Consider the following 18775-nt stretch of genomic DNA (forward strand, 5'->3'; position numbering starts at 1 on the left):
GACGCAGATTCCGTTCTGCGTCTTTTTTAAGGAGAGCAGGATAATGAATTCATTTATAACAATCCGAAGAGAATTGCACAAAATCCCTGAGACTGGCTATAGAGAATTTAAAACACAGGCATTTTTACTTGATTATATAACGCAGCTCCCACAGGACTGTTTAACTGTAGAAAAATGGGAAACCGGTCTATTTGTTTTTGTCAAAGGGACTTCGCCTGAAAAAACTATTGCCTATCGAACCGATATTGACGGCCTTCCAATTAAGGAAGAAACTAATTTTTCTTTTAAATCAGAGCATCCTGGTTATATGCACGCCTGCGGTCACGATTTACATATGTCAATCGCTCTTGGCCTGCTGACAAAGGCGGCGGCAAATCCCATTAAAGATCATCTTCTTTTCCTGTTTCAGCCTGCTGAAGAAGGACCTGGAGGAGCTGAGAGAATGCTTCAGTCCGATCAGATGAAAAAATGGTGGCCGGATCAGATGATTGGTCTTCATATCGCTCCTGAATATAAAGCAGGGGAGATTGCTACAAAGCCCGGGCTGCTTTTTGCCAATACCTCTGAACTCCATATAGAACTTACCGGTCTTGGAGGGCATGCCGCCTATCCTCATAAAACGAAAGATATGATTGTAGCAGGAGCGCATCTTATTACACAGCTGCAATCGATTGTCTCAAGAAGTCTTGATCCGCTGGACAGCGGAGTCGTCACAATCGGAAAGCTAGAAGCGGGAACCGTAGGTAATATTATCGCTGAAAAAGCTGTTTTGAGCGGAACAATGAGGACACTTAATCCAGAAACAATGACCATTCTTAAGTCCAGAGTGGAAGCAATTGCGCAGGGTATCGGCGCATCGTTTGACTGTGAGGTCAAAGCAGAATTTAATCAGCCCTATTACCAGGTATACAATGACGACGAGCTTGTGTCCGAATTTATGAAATTTGCTGATGAAGCACCAAATGTAAGGATGATAGAGTGTGAGAAGGCAATGACCGGAGAGGACTTTGGGTATTTTTTAAAGGAGATCCCTGGTTTTATGTTCTGGCTTGGAGTCGAATCTCCATACGGACTGCATCATTCCAAACTAAATCCCAATGAAGAAGCTATTCCCATTGCGATAGATTTAATGTGGAAGTATTTAAATAGAGACTAGACAAAATCTGATTAAGAAAAAACTTATGTGAGTAATAGGTAGTCAAGAGCTCAGGAAAAATAAATCCACGTTCCTAGAACATTTCACTACGCTTCAGGTAAATTCATTCTGCAGTGACCGCCTGGGTCTAAATCAATTTCGTATCCAGCCGGGAGTTTTAAGCATCCTTCATCTTTTTATAAATGTAATATTTTTTAAAAAAAAAATTCAAAAGGGACATGTTTTAATAAGCAGAGGAGGTAACCATAGGGATAAAAAGTAGGCCTTGGTTTAGTTCTCATTTCTTTAAGGAAGGGTACTTAAGTTTGTCAGTGCAAATTCTTTAGTAAGAAACAACAGGGAACGGGACGTCACTAAAAAAGTTTAAATTTAGAAAGCTTACTGTAATAGTAAGAGGTGAGCGGAGCGGAAGGTGGCGACTCTTTGCAGGATATGACGGCAAGCTGATACTTCGCAGGGCAGCGACTAAGAAGGCTCAGCGCCCCGTCCCTGCGGAGCGTCGGCCTGAAACGCAGTGAACCGGTTAAAGAGCCTCAGACATATTTTGTCTGAGGCTCTTTGCTTCAAAAGAAAGACAACACTAATATTAAACAGACTCCGTAAAACTAAACTTATCTCTGGGGTTCTTTCTTTTCTACATATACTTGGTGCGGGAATGGAATCTCAATGCCATTTTGATCAAATGCCTCTTTAATGGATTTTCTCAAACTACGCTCAACACCCCATTGCTCCATATTTGCCGTTTTGGCTATAATCCTCAGCACGACGTCGGAATCCCCTAAATTCTGAACACCCAGTACATTTGGTCCTTCCGTGATTGCGGGGTTTGTTTGAGCAAGTTTATCGCAAACAGACTGAAGTACTTCAATAGCTTTATCCACATCATCATCATAGGAAATCCCTATATCTACTAAGGCTTGCATATTTCCTCTTGAATGATTGCTCATGCCGGTAATTTCCCGATTAGGAACGTAATGAAGAGTCCCGTCGAATCCGCGAATCTTAGTCTGTCGGAGCCCCACCTCTTCACATATACCAGAGAACTCACCAGTAGTAATGTAGTCGCCTACATCAATTTGCTTTTCAAGTAAGATGAAAAACCCTGTAACTACATCACTAACCAGCCCCTGTGCACCAAAGCCAATGGCCAGGCCAATAATACCTGCTCCGGCAATCAGTGCAGTTACATCATAATTAAATACTTGTAAGACTGTAACAATTAAAATAAAAACAAGTGTATAGCCAAACACATTTTTGGTCAATCCTTCAAGAGTACGTGCTCTGTTTGCTGAGACATTTTCTCTTTTTTCATAGCGCTCAAATGTACGGGTCAGAACCCGGTTGCCCAGACTCCTGAAGATTAAAAAAGCGATAATAATGCCGATAACTTTTACCGCGCCGATCCCAAGAGTAATTAACAAGGCACCCCATTCATATTCAGTCAGTCTTTCATTGATCAGCGAGAATTGTAACATATCCATTTCATCATCCTTTCCATCTTTAGAGTGTCAATTTTACCGCCTTTAGGTTTTTTCATCAAACGATAACGTAGCATGAGGAGTGGATTCCGTCGAATCGAACCGATTTTTTGATTTAATTGCTCTTAATTGACTCTGTATGTCGATTATATTATCATTTGGAATGTAGATTTTTATTAAAAGAGCTTTTAGCTCAATTTGAATTAATTTTTGGAGGGATAACAAATGGCAGAACGCATGGTTGGCAAGCAGGCACCACGTTTCGAAATGGAAGCTGTACTTGCAAATAAAGAATTTGGAAAAGTAAGCCTTGAGCAGAATATGAAAGAAGACAAATGGACTGTTTTGTTCTTCTATCCAATGGATTTCACTTTTGTATGTCCAACAGAAATTACGGCAATGTCTGATCGTTATGACGAATTTGAAGATCTGGATGCTGAAGTAATTGCTGTTTCAACCGATACGATTCACACACACCTGGCATGGATTAACACGGAGCGCAAAGACAACGGTCTTGGAGATTTAAACTATCCGATCGCAGCAGATACGAATCATCAGATTTCACGTGATTACGGTGTGCTGATCGAGGAAGAAGGCGTTGCACTTCGCGGATTGTTCATTATTTCTCCAGAAGGGGAACTTCAGTATCAAACTGTTTTCCACAACAATATTGGCCGTGATGTGGATGAAACTCTACGTGTACTTCAGGCATTGCAAACTGGCGGACTTTGCCCTGCAAATTGGAAGCCTGGCCAAAAAACACTTTAATAGCAATGTAAAAGACCAGCCTCAGTCGCTGGTCTTTTTTTTGTGGTTTTCATTTGAATGGTTGATTGCTGGTGGCAAAGCCTGAGCAGAATCTGACTTTCTTCTTAATTCTTTTTACCATTCAAAGTTATAGAATGTTATTAAAGTTTCTTGGTTTCTCAGGATGATAATTCATTAAAAAGTAAGAATATTTTATGTTGAAAAATAATTCAAAATAAAGGTGGTATTATATTTCGAAAACCGATATATTAAATAGTATGCTTTAAAATGTGGAAGGAGGAGAACTATGGACGTCTTTCAAAAACTTAAAAGCTTTTATTGGCCCCATAAACGGTATTTTATCGTATCCATCATTTTTCTTATCGTCATGACAGCCATCACCGTTGTCTACCCCATCATACTCCAGCTGACAATTGATGAGGTTGTGCTTCAAGGCCGGTTTAGCATTGTGCCCTACTTAGCTTTAGGTTTTATAGGAATTATGGTTATTAAGGGAATAGCTACTTACATATCCCAATACAATGGCGATTTATTTGGCATTATATCCGTCTATGATTTGAGAAATACGCTTTATAAGAAGCTACAGCGACTCCCTTTTCAATACTATGATAATGCTAAAACCGGAGATCTTATGTCCAGGCTGACAGCCGATGTAGAAATGTTTCGTTTCTTTCTGTCCTTCGGATTCGCAGAGTTAATTCGTCTGGTCCTTCTGCTAATCGTTACAACAGGAGTTATGCTTTTCTATTCTGTTCCTTTAACGATTGTGACGATGCTGACCATTCCTTTTCTTGCAGTAGCTGTCTATCAATTTGATAAAAAAGTACATCCGGCTTTTCGCAAAGTGAGAAAATCTTTCGGACAGCTGAACACAAATGTACAGGAAAACATAAGTGGAATTAATACAGTAAAATCTCTATCCCGGGAAGAGCACCAGATTAACAAGTTTAATCAATCTAATGAGGATTATAAAGATAAATACATCTTTACCTCTGATATATGGGCAAAGTATTTTCCTCTTATGGAGTTTCTGGGGAATGCCAGTGTCATCCTGCTGCTGGGGTACGGAGGTTTCCTTGTAGTTAACGAAAATTTATCTCCTGGTGAATTAACTGCTTTTTACAGTTTAGTCGGATTTATCATCTGGCCTATTATGAATCTGGGTTTCACAATTAACCAATTTTCACAATCCAAAGCATCAGGCGAACGCTTATTAGAAATCTTAGAAGCCGATGAACCTATTTCAGACAGAGAAAATGCTGTTGTCATGACTAGAAGCAGAGGGGAAGTTGAGTTTGAAAATGTGAGTCTCAGATATACCGAAAATGATGAGAAAGCGCTCAATAATATTTCCTTTAAAGTGGAAAGCGGTAAAATGATCGGCTTAATCGGAGCAACGGGATCTGGTAAAACAAGTGTGACCCAGTTAATGACCAGATTTTACGAGCCTACTGAGGGAAGTGTAAAGATCGATGGAACAGATGTGCGGGATTACACCTTATCATCTCTTAGACAAAATGTAGGCTTTGTTTTACAGGAATCATTCTTATTTTCTTCTACTATTAAGGCGAATATATCCTATGGCAGACCGGATGCTTCGTTAGAGGAGATTATCAATGCGGCAAAGCGTGCCCAGGCTCATGATTTTATTATGGAACTTCCTGATGGCTATGACACGATGCTTGGAGAAAGAGGGCTTGGTTTATCAGGAGGTCAAAAGCAGAGAATTGCCATAGCTCGTGCCATTTGTCTAGATCCAAGCATATTAATTCTCGATGATGCCACCAGCGCAGTGGATATGCAAACAGAATTCAGTATTCAAAAAGCCCTGATGGAGGTAATGAAAGGGAGAACTACTATTATTATTGCTCACCGGATTTCATCTTTAAAACATGCTGATGAAATATTAGTTTTTGAGAACGGGCAAATTACCAACCGGGGAACACATGATACTTTGGTAAATGAAGAAGGGCAATATCAGCGGATTTATAATATTCAATATAAAGACCAGAAAAAAATTCTGCAGGCTCAGTCTAAAGCGAGGTGATCCTATGAGTAAAAATGAAGCAAGTTATTCTATAATGAACAGATTTAAATATTCCACTGATCAGGTAATTGAAAAGCCTTTTAACTGGATGCAGCTCTGGAGACTTTTAAGGTACCTGAAACCCTATTCCAAAAAATTGCTGCCGCTTTCCATTATTATGGTTTTGATTACTACAGCAATCCGTCTTGTCATCCCAATATTAATAGGTATTTACGTAATTGGGGAGGCAATCGAAAATCAAGATCGAAGCTTACTTTTAATTCTGGTCGGGGTCATTGCTGCCTTATATTTACTCAATTATGTGGCCAATATTTATCGAATCAAATGGATGAATGTACTGGGGCAAAGTGTTATTTATGATTTAAGAAAGCATTTATTTACCCATGTTCAATGGCTGAGCAATCGATTTTTTGATCAGCGCTCAGCCGGTTCAATATTAGTCAGAATCATGAATGATATAAACTCTTTACAGGAACTCTTCACCAATGGCGTTATTAATTTACTGATGGATGCATTAATGCTGATCGGGATCTTCATCATTTTATTTACAATCAGCCCTGAACTGGCATTAGCCGTAATGGTAATTCTACCTATTATGTTTTTTATCTCAACCAAGCTAAGAAGGCAGATTCGACGCTCATGGCAGACAGTGCGATTAAAGCAGTCAAAGTTGAATTCTCACTTAAATGAGAGCCTTCAGGGAATTCGTGTGACTCAATCCTTTAATCAGGAAAATGAAAATGCTCAATTTTTTAATGGAGTGAACACTGAAACGTTTGAGAGCTGGCGTGATGCAACGAAGAAGAATGCGACGTTCAGACCCCTCGTGGAAATGACGAATGCAGTTGGTTCAGCTATTCTGATCTGGTATGGAGCTTCGCTTATTCAATCAGATCGTCTTGAACTTGGTGAACTCGTGTCTTTTGCTTTTCTTCTGGGCATGTTTTGGGAGCCGATTTCACGGCTGGGAATGGTCTACAATCAGCTTCTGATGGGGATGGCTTCATCTGAACGAATCTTTGAATTTTTGGATGAGCAGCCGAATGTTTCCGAGAGAAAAAATCCGGTTCAGCTTGAACAAATTAAAGGAGACATTTCATTTGATCAGGTGGATTTCGCTTATTCCAGGGATCGTAAAGCGCTCGATCGTGTGTCGTTAAACATTAAAGCGGGAGAGACAGTGGCACTTGTTGGTCATACAGGGTCCGGCAAAACAACGATCGCGAATCTAATAACCCGTTTCTATGATCCAACAGGCGGTCAAATTAAAATGGATGATCATGATCTTAAGGATGTTTCTTTAAGAAGTCTTCGATCACAAATTTCGATTGTGCTTCAGGATACGTTCATTTTCTCAGGCACCATTAAAGACAATATACGATTTGGTCACCCGAGTGCAACGGATGATGAAATTATTTCTGCTTCAAAAGCAGTTGGAGCCAACTTATTCATCGAAAAACTTCCCTCAGGATACGATACTGAAGTAGAAGAAAGAGGGAATATTCTTTCTGTGGGTGAAAGGCAGTTAATTTCATTCGCAAGAGCATTGCTGGCAGATCCAAGAATTATAATTTTAGATGAAGCAACTGCTTCTATTGATACTGAAACAGAAGTTCAGATCCAAAAAGCATTAACTACTTTATTAAAGGGAAGAACCGCTATAATTATTGCGCACCGGCTGTCAACCATCAGGGACTCTGATCGGATTTACGTACTTGATCACGGTAAATTAATGGAGCAAGGCAGTCACGATGAACTGATGATGCAAAACGGTATATACAGTCACCTTGTTCACTCTCAATTTAATATGCTGAAGGCATTGTAGTTTTGACGTATTAAGTATTTAAAATCCGCTGGTTAAGCCTGGGACAAATTCGTCCCAGGCTCATTTTTTGTTCGCAACAAGCAAATGTTCAAAAGGAATGACTTTAAAGTTCTTCTCAGTCTCAAAATAAAAATCACATCAGCCGGCCGTTTACATCTTTAAAATAAACAAGTATTGATGCGAAGGCTCGAATTGAAATGAATCGTCACATAACATTTCTGAGCTTAAAACGGAGGACTTCGTGATGCTCAAGTGGAGATTGTGAAGAACGTCACAAAATGTTCATGTTCAACATATCACAAACTACCTTTATGTTTTATAATTGTCTTTGCGAAGTGATATAGTGGGTATATAAGATTGGTGAAGAGTAAAAGGAGGCGAAATTCATTGGAATTAGATAGCATCATGCTGAGTCGGATTTTGACCGCAAGTACATTAATGTTCCATGCTATTTTTGCAACAATTGGTGTGGGAATTCCAATATTTATTATGATAGCAGAGTTCCTGGGCATTAAGAGGAAGGATGCGGATCTATTAGTATTAGCTAGAAGGTGGGCTAGAGGATATACAATTACTGTTGCTGTAGGTGTAGTTACAGGTACGGCTATTGGGCTTCAGTTATCCCTTCTCTGGCCAAGCTTCATGCAGCTGGCAGGTCAAGTAATCGCACTGCCGCTGTTTATGGAAACATTTGCTTTCTTCTTTGAAGCGATTTTTCTCGGCATTTATTTATATACTTGGGATCGCTTTAAAAACAGATGGTATCACTGGCTGCTTACCATTCCAGTGGTTATAGGTTCTACGTTATCAGCATTCTTTATTACATCCGTCAATGCATTTATGAACTTCCCTCAAGGGTTTGATTTGGTTGATGGTGAAACAGTAAATATTGAGCCGCTTGCAGCAATGTTTAATCCTGCAACCTGGCCTAAAGTCTTTCATGTGGTTATGTCAAGTTACATGACAGCAGCGTTCATTCTTGCGGCCATTGCAGCTCTTGCTATTCTTCGCAAGAAGGGCTCGGATTATCATAAAAAAGCATTGCGCATCACGATGATTGCAGGTCTGGTTTTTGCTTCGGGCACCGCACTTGCAGGTGACCTGTCAGCAAAATATCTGGCAGAATACCAGCCTGAAAAGCTTGCGGCTGCTGAATGGCATTTTGAAACAGAAACCAATGCTGACTTAATTGTTTTTGGTACGATTGATGAAGAAGGGGAAGTAAGCAATGCGCTGCGGATCCCAGGCATGCTGAGTTTTCTTTCCGGCAATTCTTTTGATACTGAAGTAATAGGGTTAAATGAATTTCCTGAAGAAGAACAGCCTCCTCTATGGATCCATTACGCATTTGATACGATGGTGGGAATCGGAATGTTTTCACTATTGATCTCGGGTGTCTTTATCTTTCTCATGCTCTTTAAGAGATTTAACGAATGGAACAAACCATTGCTTTGGTCCATCGTAGCAAGCGGACCATTGGCTCTGGTAGCCATTGAGTGCGGCTGGGTGCTGGCAGAAGTAGGGCGCCAGCCATGGATAATGAGAGGCTTTATGACAGTTGAAGAGGGTGCAACAACGTCCGGTGATGTCGGAATTGCACTTGCGATGTTCATACTGCTTTATATCGTCCTGGCAGTATTTACCGTAACCGTTTTGACAAAAATGTTTAAAAACAGACCACCTGAAGCAGAAGTTAAAAAACGCTATCCAAATGGCATAGTAGAATAAATAGCAAGCTGTAAACGATTCTTCTGCCTGATAAGTTTTTATCCCTGTGGTAATATACAATTTATTTAAAAGCTTTATTCTGAATCGTTACAAGGGTAAAAAGAGAGTGTTCTCACCTCTCTCTTTTTATCTATTCTTACATAAGGAGGGTGTTATATGAGCTTGGAAGTATTGGGAATTTCAGTACTTTGGGTATTTTTATATGGTTATCTCATTATAGCTTCGATCGATTTTGGAGCTGGATTTTTTGCTTATTACGCCAGAATTACAAAACGTGAGCACATTATGAGTAAATTGATCAGCCGATACTTATCACCGGTTTGGGAAGTAACAAATGTGTTTTTTGTCTTTTTCTTTGTCGGCCTAATCGGATTTTTCCCTGATACGGCATATTATTTGGGTACAGCTCTGTTGCTTCCGGGCAGTGTGGCAATCATACTTTTATCCATTCGCGGTGCGTTTTATGCATTTGGAAATTACGGTGTGAGCAATAACACCTTCTTTCTTTTTCTCTATGGAGCTACAGGATTATTAATACCGGCTTCACTTTCTACTGCTCTGACGATATCAGAGGGAGGGTTCCTGGAGGAAACGGAAAATGGCGTCCAATTTCTCGCAGGTGAGCTTTTCACGAGCTTTTATTCATGGAGTGTCGTTTTACTCGCTATTGTCTCTGTTCTTTATATCAGTGCCAGCTTTTTAACGTTTTACGCTCACCGTGCAGAAGATGTGGATTCAAGACAGATTATGAGGAAGTTCTCTCTGTTTTGGAGTGCTCCAACCATTTTAGCAAGCTTTCTTGTATTCCTTTCATTGCAGCAGCATAACCCGGAGCATTTTGAAAAGGCACTAGACTTATGGTGGATGTTTGGATTGTCATTTGTCTTTTTCTTAATTGCAACTATTCTTGTATACATGAAAAAGAATTATGGTATCGCATTTATCGCAGTGATGCTTCAATTCTTCTTTGCTTTCTTTGGTTACGGTGCGTCTCACCTCCCTTATATTGTGTATCCTTATGTCACCATTACAGGCAGTGTTGTAAATGAAACCATGGGTACAGCGCTGGTAATAGTATTTATTGCAGGCTTGCTTTTATTAATTCCTTCATTATTTTTACTCATGAGATTGTTTTTATTTGATGCTGATTATGTTAAAGGCAAAAAGTAGAAGCATTTGTGATAAAATAAGGAAAATGAGCAAGAATCAATGGGGGAGTTACAGTGAAGAAAGAGTTTGTTGTGATTGGGTTAGGCCGCTTTGGCGGAAGCATTGTCCGTGAACTGATTGAGCAGGGCATGGAAGTAATGGCCATCGATAAATTTGAAGATAAAATAGACGAATTTGCCAATATCGCCACTCATGCGGTCATGGCTGATTCAACTGACGAATCGGTATTAAAAAGTCTTGGCATCCGTAATTTTGACCACGTGATTGTTGCCATCGGGGACGATATCCAGGCAAGTATATTAACGACCCTGATGCTGAAAGAAATCGGTGTCAAAAAAATAACGGTTAAGGCTCAAAATGATTATCATGAAAAAGTTCTTAAAAGAATCGGTGCAGACAAAGTAGTTCATCCAGAGAGAGACATGGGAAAAAGAATTGCCCATAATATAGTATCTAATAATGTACTCGACTATCTGGAGCTTTCAAATGAGCACTCGATTGTAGAAATTGTTGCAAATGATTTATTAATTGGCAACACAATTATCGGACTGGATATCCGTGCTCAGTATGGGATTAACATTGTAGCTATTAAAAGAAAAGATGATATTATCGTATCCCCACAGGCAACAGATGAAATACAGGCAGAGGACATTTTAATTGTTATAGGGGCTGACACTGACATCAACAGATTTGAGAAAAAAGTGATGCAGGGCTCATAAAACTATCTGATTTATCCAGAGAGATTTCCTTTCCTGTTAAATTAAAAAGCTGCAGGTTCATTTTATGAAATGAACCTGCAGCTTTTTTGTTTTAAACTTCCATTATGATTGGTAAAATCATCGGGCGGCGTTTTGTTTTCTCATAAAGAAATGGTTCAAGCGTATCGGTGATTTCGTTTTTAATTTCAGACCATTGAGTAGTTTTTCTAGATAATACCTTGTTCAAATGTTTGTGAATAAGCGATTGTGCCTGGTGAATTAATTCACCAGATTCCCTCATATATACAAAGCCTCTCGAGATCAAATCAGGTCCTGAAGAGATTCGGTGGTCTTTCATGTTAATGCTTACTACAACAACCACTAATCCTTCTTCTGATAAAAGTCTTCTATCTCTTAAAACAATATTTCCTATATCGCCAATTCCGCTCCCGTCGATATATACAGAGCCGGAGGTGATTTTGCCTGCAACGTTTGCATGGTCACTGCTTAAAGCCAGTACATCACCATTGTCCATAACAAAACAATTTTCTTCAGGTACGTCACAATCTACGGCAAGTGTAACATGCGTTTTCTGCATTCGATATTCACCGTGAATAGGAACAAAGAATTTCGGCTGAATCAAACGGATCATCAGCTTTTGTTCTTCCTGTGACCCGTGCCCGGAAGTGTGAATATCACTTAATGGACCATGAATGACATCTGCACCGGCGCGATACAGCAAATTAATAGTACGGTTAACGCTAATCGTATTCCCTGGAATTGGTGAAGATGAAAACACAACAGTATCCCCAGGGATAATTTGAATCTGACGATGAGTGCTGTTGGCAATTCTGGACAGAGCGGCCATAGGCTCGCCCTGGCTTCCGGTACAAAGGATTACAACTTTATCTGCCGGCAATCTATTCAAGGTATGTGCATCAATAAAAGTATCCTTTGGCGCACTGATATAACCAAGTTCATGACCGATCGATATGGCGTTATCCATGCTGCGGCCAAAAACCGCAACCTTTCTGCCATACTTAACTGCCGCCTCGGTTACTTGCTGCAGTCTGTAGATATTTGATGCAAAAGTGGCAAAGATAATCCTGCCGCTGACTTTTCGGAAGATATCTTCAATGCTTTCTCCGACTTTGCGTTCTGACATAGTAAAATTAGGCACTTCACTATTCGTGCTGTCAGATAGAAGTGCAAGCACTCCTTCTTTACCTATTTCCGCCATCTTAGTCAGGTTAGCTGGTTCACCTACAGGAGTAAAATCAAACTTAAAATCTCCTGTATGAACAATATTGCCTGGAGGAGTTTTTACGACAACCCCGTAAGAATCAGGAATACTATGTGTAGTTCTGAAGAAGCTTACAGCTGTTTTACGAAACTTAATAACATCATCTTCACCTATCGGGTGGAGTTTTGCGTTTCGGAGTAAACCATGCTCTTCAAGTTTGTTCTTCAGCAAACCAAGAGCCAGTTTCCCTCCATAAACAGGAATGTTTACCTGTCTTAAAAGATATGGGATTCCGCCAATATGATCTTCATGACCGTGAGTAATAAAAAGACCCTTAATCTTATCAGCGTTTTTTTCCAAATAGGTGTAATCAGGAATCACATAGTCAATTCCTAAAAGTTCATCTTCCGGAAATTTAATTCCTGCATCAATTAAAATAATTTCATCTTGAAACTGAACACCGTACGTATTTTTTCCGATTTCTCCCATGCCGCCGAGGGCAAACACTGCGGTCTGGTCATTTTTCACAAACTTCATTTGTTAAATCTGCTCCAGCTTATAGTTTTCATGATTTTGTTCGTACTCTAGATATTTGCCCTCTAATTTTTGAACCATTTCGATGTTATAGTTCCGGTCTTTCAGTTTCAGCCGAACGTCCATTTCCGAATCAGCTTCTAAAAAGAGTGTTTGTGTTTTTTCTCTCACCGGTACTTCTGAAGCACTTTCCTGATAATACACTTTGTAAATCATCTCAATCTCTCCTTCAACTAATAAAACTTATTTAACGCCTGGGACAACTTGTCCTTAGCTTTTGCTCATGTATTCACTGTTATTAGCAAAATTCTGTATTTTTATATCAAAAACCCCTAACATAAAGAACAGCCCTCCTGAATATGAAGGGCTTTACAGGGGCCTAGGCAATTGTCTTTTTACGCAGCATGTCTCTCCACTGTCGTGCAAGCTTTTTTCTCAGCTTCTTCAACATTGCGGATCACTCCTTATTAATATCATACTCGTTTTGATGCATTATGTAAAGAAGAGGCTCTTGACATCAATCATCCTTACAGCATGATCGTGATAAGAAATGGAGGACCAGCATACCGCATATTTTACTGATTTTTTTATAGCTAAGTGAGTGTGCGAAAGCAGCACTTATCTTTCTAGCGGTATAGACCCGGGAGGTTCGTTGTAAGGGTCCTTAAGGTTTATATGGTCATAAAACATAATTCCGTTTAAATGATCAATTTCATGCTGAACGGCGATTGCCGCTAACCCCTTAAGCCGCAATTTGACAGGAGAGCCTTCTAAATCCAGTCCTGTCACGGTTACACGCGAATATCGGTGAACGTAGCCGGGTACATTACGATCTACAGATAAACAGCCTTCCCCGGATGTCAAAAACGATTTTTCTACAGAATGACTGACAATTTTGGGGTTGAACAGTGCATAGCTGTGAAGATTTCCCTGGCCATCTTCTAAATGAACAGCAAACATTCTTTTTGAAATATTTATTTGAGGTGCAGCAATGCCAATACCCGGTCTGAGTCCGTACTTCTGTGCAATTTCAGGGTTTTGGCTATTCGTCACGTATTGCAGCAGATCAGATAAGATTTTTTTATCTTCACTAGAAGGAGGGAGTGAAACTTCCTTAGCTACTTCGCGTAAAGCCGGGTGGCCATCCCGAATTATATCTTCCATTTTAATCATGTAAAAATCCTCCTGATTTTAAACTTATCATAAGCCGATTGTCTTAATGAAAAGCAATTAGAGTAATCATATCAAAGTTTTCTAAAGAAAAAAATAGGCGGGAATAGAATAATGTTGTGGGTTTAGAGTGAAAGAGTAATGAAAATCATTGCGTATTGATTTAATCACCTATATTATAATAATTGTCAATATCTCAAGGGGGTACATAGATCGTGAAAAAATCTATTTTAACAGGAACGGTATTTTCTTCTCTTTTCCTGGCAGGTTGTGTTTTTGGAGGTTCACCGGAAGAAGATATTAGTGAAACATTAGATTCAACTGTGGAAAAAGAACAGGAATATGTTGATTCCCAGGAGCCTTTTAAAACACTTGAGCAGGAAGAGCAGGAGCTGTTTAATAATATTATGGCTTTGGGCATGGAAGAGTTTGAAGAAGTAGAGTCCCTGGCAGATGAAGCGCTGGAGAACCTGGATCAGCGGGAAGAACAGCTTTCAGTAGAGGCAGAATCAATGCAGGAAGCTGAAGAAGAATTTATGAAGATTGAAGATTACGTCGGGGATGTTGAAGATGAAAGTCTAAAAACCCATGTTGAGGAAATGGTGTCCGTCATGACTGAGCGTTATGAGCTGCATGGGAATCTTGTTGAACAGTATACGGACGGCATAGAATACGACCGCGAATTGTATACAATGTTAAAAGATGAGGAACTTGAACTGGAAGACCTCGAAGGGCAGATTGAAAAAGTAAATTCTCAATACAACACGATTACTGAGACGAATGACGCGTTTAACGGTTTAACAGATGAATACAACTCATTAAAGAGCGAATATTACAGCATGATCGAAGAAGAGTAGGGGATCCCTGCTTTTTTTTTGTGAAAAAACGATATAACCTATAACAGATGTGCGAATCCAAACTAGATTAGTACAGATAAAACCAGTTTTATAATACAGTTTCTTAAAAAAGAAAGACTTATTGCGTTATGACTGGATGGGAAAGCAGATGGAAATGAATCATATATCCTGTTATATTTTATCTTTTTTAAGGCTTTTTAAAAGTGGAGACAAAGCAGCTTTAGAATATAAACTCTTTGGAAAATATAGTTCAAAGTGTGATAGACAAGTAGTTTTTATGACAGCAGACTAACGATAATGAGATTTAGTTAAAAGAAAATAACCCCTCTGCTAAAAACCTTAATTCGTTCTTATTGACTCTGCGGTTTTTAATATTGTAAACTAAGCAGGTACGTAATATTGTATCATTAAGATTAAATTAAAAATTGATACAGTTAATAAAATATAAACTTTTATGTTTTTTCCCGGCAATTTTGTGGAAAAATAAAAAGTATATGTATTTTTGAATTAAGGAAGAATTCCTTAAATTTAAATATGGAAGGATAGGTGGATGAAATGGCTTCAAATAAAACAGCACAATTTGATGCAGTGAAAACACTGAGTAAAATTGAAGAGCATTTCGAAATGTTTCAAATTTTAGATCAAGAAGGAAATGTTGTAAATGAAGATGCAATGCCTGAAATCAGCGACGAGGATCTTCAGGAACTAATGCACCGCATGGTCTACACAAGAATTCTGGATCAGCGTTCTATCTCGCTTAACCGCCAGGGCCGTCTTGGTTTTTATGCACCTACAGCCGGACAGGAAGCATCTCAGATCGCTTCTCATTTTGCACTTGAAAAAGAAGACTGGGTTGTTCCTGGCTACCGCGATGTTCCACAAATTATTTGGCATGGCCTTCCGCTTTCTCAGGCTTTCCTTTTCTCACGTGGTCATTATCTGGGAAATAAATCTCCTGAAGGGGTTAATGTATTGCCGCCGCAAATCATTATTGGAGCGCAGTACGTTCAAACTGCTGGAATTGCTCTAGGTCTGAAAAAACGCGGTAAAAAAGCTGTTGCCATTACATACACAGGTGATGGCGGATCTTCTCAGGGAGATTTTTATGAAGGAATAAACTTTGCCGGTGCCTATTCAGCACCTGCGATCTTTGTTGTTCAAAATAACCAGTTTGCGATTTCTACTCCAAGAGATAAGCAAACGGCGGGTAAAACCATTGCTCAAAAAGCAGTTTCTGCCGGTATCCCGGGGATTTTAGTAGATGGAATGGATCCTCTTGCCGTTTATGCAGCAACAAAAGACGCACGCGACCGCGCTGTTAATGGCGAAGGACCGACATTGATTGAAACGCTTTGCTACCGTTACGGGCCGCATACGATGGCTGGTGATGATCCAACCCGTTACCGTACAGATGAGATGGATACGGAGTGGGAAAAGAAGGATCCTTTGGTTCGCTTCAGAAAATTCCTGGAAGATAAAAATCTATGGAACGAAGAAAAAGAAAACGAATCAATTGAAAAAGCCAAAGAAGAAATTAAAGAAGCGATTAAAGTAGCAGATGATACACCTAAGCAAAAGGTGACAGATCTGATGGAAAATATGTACGAAGAAATGCCGAACAATCTGCAAGAACAGTATGAAATCTACAAAGAGAAGGAGTCGAAGTAAGCCATGGCGCAAATGACAATGATTCAAGCAATCACTGATGCTCTTCGGACAGAGATGAAGAACGATGAAAACGTACTTGTCTTTGGTGAGGACGTAGGTTTAAATGGCGGAGTTTTCCGTGCAACTGAAGGACTGCAAAAAGAATACGGCGAAGATCGCGTATTCGATACTCCTTTAGCTGAATCAGGTATAGGCGGTCTGGCGATCGGTCTTGCACTTGAAGGATACCGGCCAGTTCCTGAAATCCAATTCTTTGGTTTCGTTTTCGAAGTAATGGATTCAGTCAGTGGTCAAATGGCCCGGATGAGATACCGCAGCGGCGGAAAATATTCTTCTCCAATCACCATCCGTTCTCCTTTTGGCGGTGGTGTTCATACGCCTGAGCTTCATGCAGACAGCCTTGAAGGATTAATGGCTCAGCAGCCGGGTCTGAAGGTAGTTATTCCTTCAACTCCTAAAGATGCTAAAGGTCTGCTGATTGCATCCATTCGTGACAACGACCCTGTTATTTTTCTTGAGCACATGAAATTGTACCGTTCTTTCCGGGAAGAAGTGCCGGAGGAAGATTATACAATTGAACTTGGAAAAGCAGATGTTAAGCGTGAGGGAACGGATCTCTCCATCATTACTTACGGAGCAATGGTTCATGAGTCATTAAAAGCTGCAGAAGCTCTTGAAAAAGACGGCTACTCTGTTGAAGTGATTGACTTGCGTACGATTCAGCCAATTGATATTGAAACGATTATTGCATCTGTTGAAAAAACAAATCGCGCAATCGTTGTTCAGGAAGCGCAGAAGCAGGCAGGAATCGCTGCAAGCGTGGTGGCTGAAATTAATGACCGTGCAATCTTAAGTCTTGAAGCTCCTGTGCTGCGTGTTACTGCTGCAGACACGGTCTTCCCGTTTTCTCAAGCTGAATCCGTATGGCTTCCAAATTCAAAAGATGTAATTGCTACAGCTAAAAAAGTACTAGAATTTTAATTTTACAAGATGAAACAGAGATTATTCTCTGTTTCAAACTATTTTAGAAAATAAAGATTTCCAGGAGGGTGAAAACATTGTCATTTGAATTTAAATTACCGGATATTGGTGAAGGTATTCACGAAGGTGAGATTGTTAAGTGGTTTATTAGCAAAGGTGACAAAGTTGAAGAAGACGATGTACTTTGTGAAGTTCAGAATGATAAAGCTGTCGTTGAAATTCCTTCTCCAGTAGCAGGTACAGTCGAAGAAATTCTTGTTGAAGAAGGAGCTGTGGCAGTAGTAGGCGACACGCTTATTAAGTTTGATGCTCCAGGCTATGAGAACTTGAAATTTAAAGGTTCTGACAGCGACGATGAGAAGAAAGAAGATTCAAAAGAATCGCCGAAAGAAGAGTCAGAGGAGAAACCAGCAGAACAAAAAGAAGAAAGCTCTTCTGAATCTGTGCAGGAAGAACCAAAAGATGACGTAAAACCTGATTCTTCATCTCAGCCTGATGTAGATCCTGAACGCCGCATCATTGCGATGCCTTCTGTGCGCAAGTTTGCAAGAGATAAAGATGTTGATATCCGTTATGTATCGGGTTCAGGTAAGAACGGCCGCATCAGTAAAGAAGATATTGAAGCATACTTGAGCGGAGACAGTGCTGAAGAGAAATCTGCTTCTTCTTCACAAGAAGAAACTACTCAGCCTCAATCTGAAGCTAAGGAAGAAAAAGCACCTGCTAAGCAGCAAGTTCCTGAAGGCCAATATCCAGAAACACGCGAGAAAATGAGCGGAATGAGAAAAGCGATCGCAAAAGCGATGGTTAACTCTAAGCAGACAGCACCACATGTTACATTAATGGATGAAATTGATGTAACGAAGCTTGTCGCTCACCGCAAACAGTTTAAGGAAGTGGCAATGGAAAAAAATATCAAACTTACATTCCTTCCATACGTTGTTAAAGCACTTGTCGCTGCACTTCGTGAATTCCCGGCTCTTAACACATCAATTGATGATGAAGCGCAGGAAATTATTCAAAAACATTATTATAATATCGGCATCGCTGCTGATACTGAAAAAGGTCTTGTTGTACCGGTTGTTAAAGAAGCGGACCGCAAATCTATTTTCAGCATCTCAGATCAAATTAATGAACTTGCTACAAAAGCCCGCGATGGCAAGCTTTCAGGAAATGAAATGAAAGGTGCATCATGCACCATTACAAATATCGGTTCAGCAGGAGGGCAATGGTTTACTCCAGTTATTAATCATCCTGAAGTTGCCATTCTTGGAATTGGCCGCATTGCTGAAAAGCCGGTAGTAAAAAATGGTGAAATTGTAGCAGCTCCTGTGTTAGCATTATCATTGAGCTTTGACCACCGTATCATCGATGGTGCAACGGCTCAAAATGCATTAAATCTTATTAAACGTTTATTGAACGATCCAGAACTTTTACTAATGGAGGCGTAAA

15 protein-coding genes are annotated in these 18775 nt (G+C 39.9%); 11 read left to right on the forward strand and 4 right to left on the reverse strand.

What is annotated here, in order from left to right; translation table 11 throughout:
* Nucleotides 1-43 precede the first annotated feature (43 nt).
* The gene (locus ACQCT8_RS03135; protein ID WP_426868401.1) at nucleotides 44-1156 is read left to right on the forward strand and encodes an N-acetyldiaminopimelate deacetylase; all 1113 of its coding nucleotides are present in this window, start codon (nucleotides 44-46) and stop codon (nucleotides 1154-1156) included.
* A 611-nt stretch (nucleotides 1157-1767) separates the two neighbouring features.
* Here ACQCT8_RS03135 and ACQCT8_RS03140 read toward each other — a convergent pair.
* Entirely contained in the window at nucleotides 1768-2637 is an 870-nt protein-coding gene (locus tag ACQCT8_RS03140) for a mechanosensitive ion channel family protein (protein WP_426868403.1), read from the reverse strand.
* Nucleotides 2638-2859: 222 nt separating this feature from the next.
* Between ACQCT8_RS03140 and ACQCT8_RS03145 the strand changes: the two genes are divergently transcribed.
* The 6 genes from ACQCT8_RS03145 (at nucleotide 2860) to ACQCT8_RS03170 (ending at nucleotide 10891) form a co-directional block, all read left to right on the forward strand.
* Entirely contained in the window at nucleotides 2860-3402 is a 543-nt protein-coding gene (locus ACQCT8_RS03145) for a peroxiredoxin (RefSeq protein ID WP_426868405.1), read from the forward strand.
* Nucleotides 3403-3688: 286 nt separating this feature from the next.
* Entirely contained in the window at nucleotides 3689-5449 is a 1761-nt protein-coding gene (locus tag ACQCT8_RS03150; protein ID WP_426868406.1) for an ABC transporter ATP-binding protein, read from the forward strand.
* A 4-nt stretch (nucleotides 5450-5453) separates the two neighbouring features.
* Nucleotides 5454-7274, forward strand: a complete 1821-nt coding sequence (locus tag ACQCT8_RS03155) for an ABC transporter ATP-binding protein (protein ID WP_426868408.1) — start codon at nucleotides 5454-5456, stop codon at nucleotides 7272-7274.
* 387 nt (nucleotides 7275-7661) lie between these two features.
* The gene (locus ACQCT8_RS03160; RefSeq protein WP_426868410.1) at nucleotides 7662-9002 is read left to right on the forward strand and encodes a cytochrome ubiquinol oxidase subunit I; all 1341 of its coding nucleotides are present in this window, start codon (nucleotides 7662-7664) and stop codon (nucleotides 9000-9002) included.
* A 156-nt stretch (nucleotides 9003-9158) separates the two neighbouring features.
* Nucleotides 9159-10172: a cytochrome d ubiquinol oxidase subunit II gene (locus ACQCT8_RS03165; protein ID WP_426868412.1), complete on the forward strand. Its 1014-nt coding sequence runs from the start codon at nucleotides 9159-9161 to the stop codon at nucleotides 10170-10172.
* A 53-nt stretch (nucleotides 10173-10225) separates the two neighbouring features.
* Nucleotides 10226-10891, forward strand: a complete 666-nt coding sequence (locus ACQCT8_RS03170; RefSeq protein WP_278238855.1) for a potassium channel family protein — start codon at nucleotides 10226-10228, stop codon at nucleotides 10889-10891.
* Between the two features lie 91 nt (nucleotides 10892-10982).
* On the opposite strand, the gene rnjA is transcribed toward ACQCT8_RS03170, so the two are convergent.
* The 3 genes from rnjA to def form a co-directional block, all read right to left on the reverse strand.
* Entirely contained in the window at nucleotides 10983-12650 is a 1668-nt protein-coding gene (rnjA, locus tag ACQCT8_RS03175) for a ribonuclease J1 (protein ID WP_426868414.1), read from the reverse strand.
* 3 nt (nucleotides 12651-12653) lie between these two features.
* Nucleotides 12654-12863, reverse strand: a complete 210-nt coding sequence (locus tag ACQCT8_RS03180) for a DNA-dependent RNA polymerase subunit epsilon (protein WP_426868416.1) — start codon at nucleotides 12861-12863, stop codon at nucleotides 12654-12656.
* A gap of 402 nt (nucleotides 12864-13265) precedes the next feature.
* Nucleotides 13266-13820 (reverse strand): peptide deformylase, encoded by a 555-nt coding sequence (gene def, locus ACQCT8_RS03185; RefSeq protein WP_426868418.1) that lies wholly within the window; start codon nucleotides 13818-13820, stop codon nucleotides 13266-13268.
* 212 nt (nucleotides 13821-14032) lie between these two features.
* Here def and ACQCT8_RS03190 point away from each other — a divergent pair, with 212 nt between their 5' ends.
* From ACQCT8_RS03190 to ACQCT8_RS03205, 4 genes are all read left to right on the forward strand, one after another.
* Nucleotides 14033-14674 carry a YkyA family protein gene (locus ACQCT8_RS03190; RefSeq protein WP_426868420.1) on the forward strand — a complete coding sequence of 214 codons (642 nt, stop codon included), beginning with the start codon at nucleotides 14033-14035 and terminating at the stop codon, nucleotides 14672-14674.
* A 555-nt stretch (nucleotides 14675-15229) separates the two neighbouring features.
* Nucleotides 15230-16342: a pyruvate dehydrogenase (acetyl-transferring) E1 component subunit alpha gene (gene pdhA, locus ACQCT8_RS03195; RefSeq protein WP_426868422.1), complete on the forward strand. Its 1113-nt coding sequence runs from the start codon at nucleotides 15230-15232 to the stop codon at nucleotides 16340-16342.
* A gap of 3 nt (nucleotides 16343-16345) precedes the next feature.
* Nucleotides 16346-17323 carry an alpha-ketoacid dehydrogenase subunit beta gene (locus ACQCT8_RS03200; RefSeq protein WP_041057177.1) on the forward strand — a complete coding sequence of 326 codons (978 nt, stop codon included), beginning with the start codon at nucleotides 16346-16348 and terminating at the stop codon, nucleotides 17321-17323.
* A gap of 77 nt (nucleotides 17324-17400) precedes the next feature.
* Entirely contained in the window at nucleotides 17401-18774 is a 1374-nt protein-coding gene (locus ACQCT8_RS03205; protein WP_426868424.1) for a dihydrolipoamide acetyltransferase family protein, read from the forward strand.
* The last annotated feature ends 1 nt before the right edge of the window (nucleotide 18775 follow it).

This window comes from Jeotgalibacillus proteolyticus, from assembly GCF_050107735.1.
GTDB lineage: Bacteria > Bacillota > Bacilli > Bacillales > Jeotgalibacillaceae > Jeotgalibacillus > Jeotgalibacillus proteolyticus_A.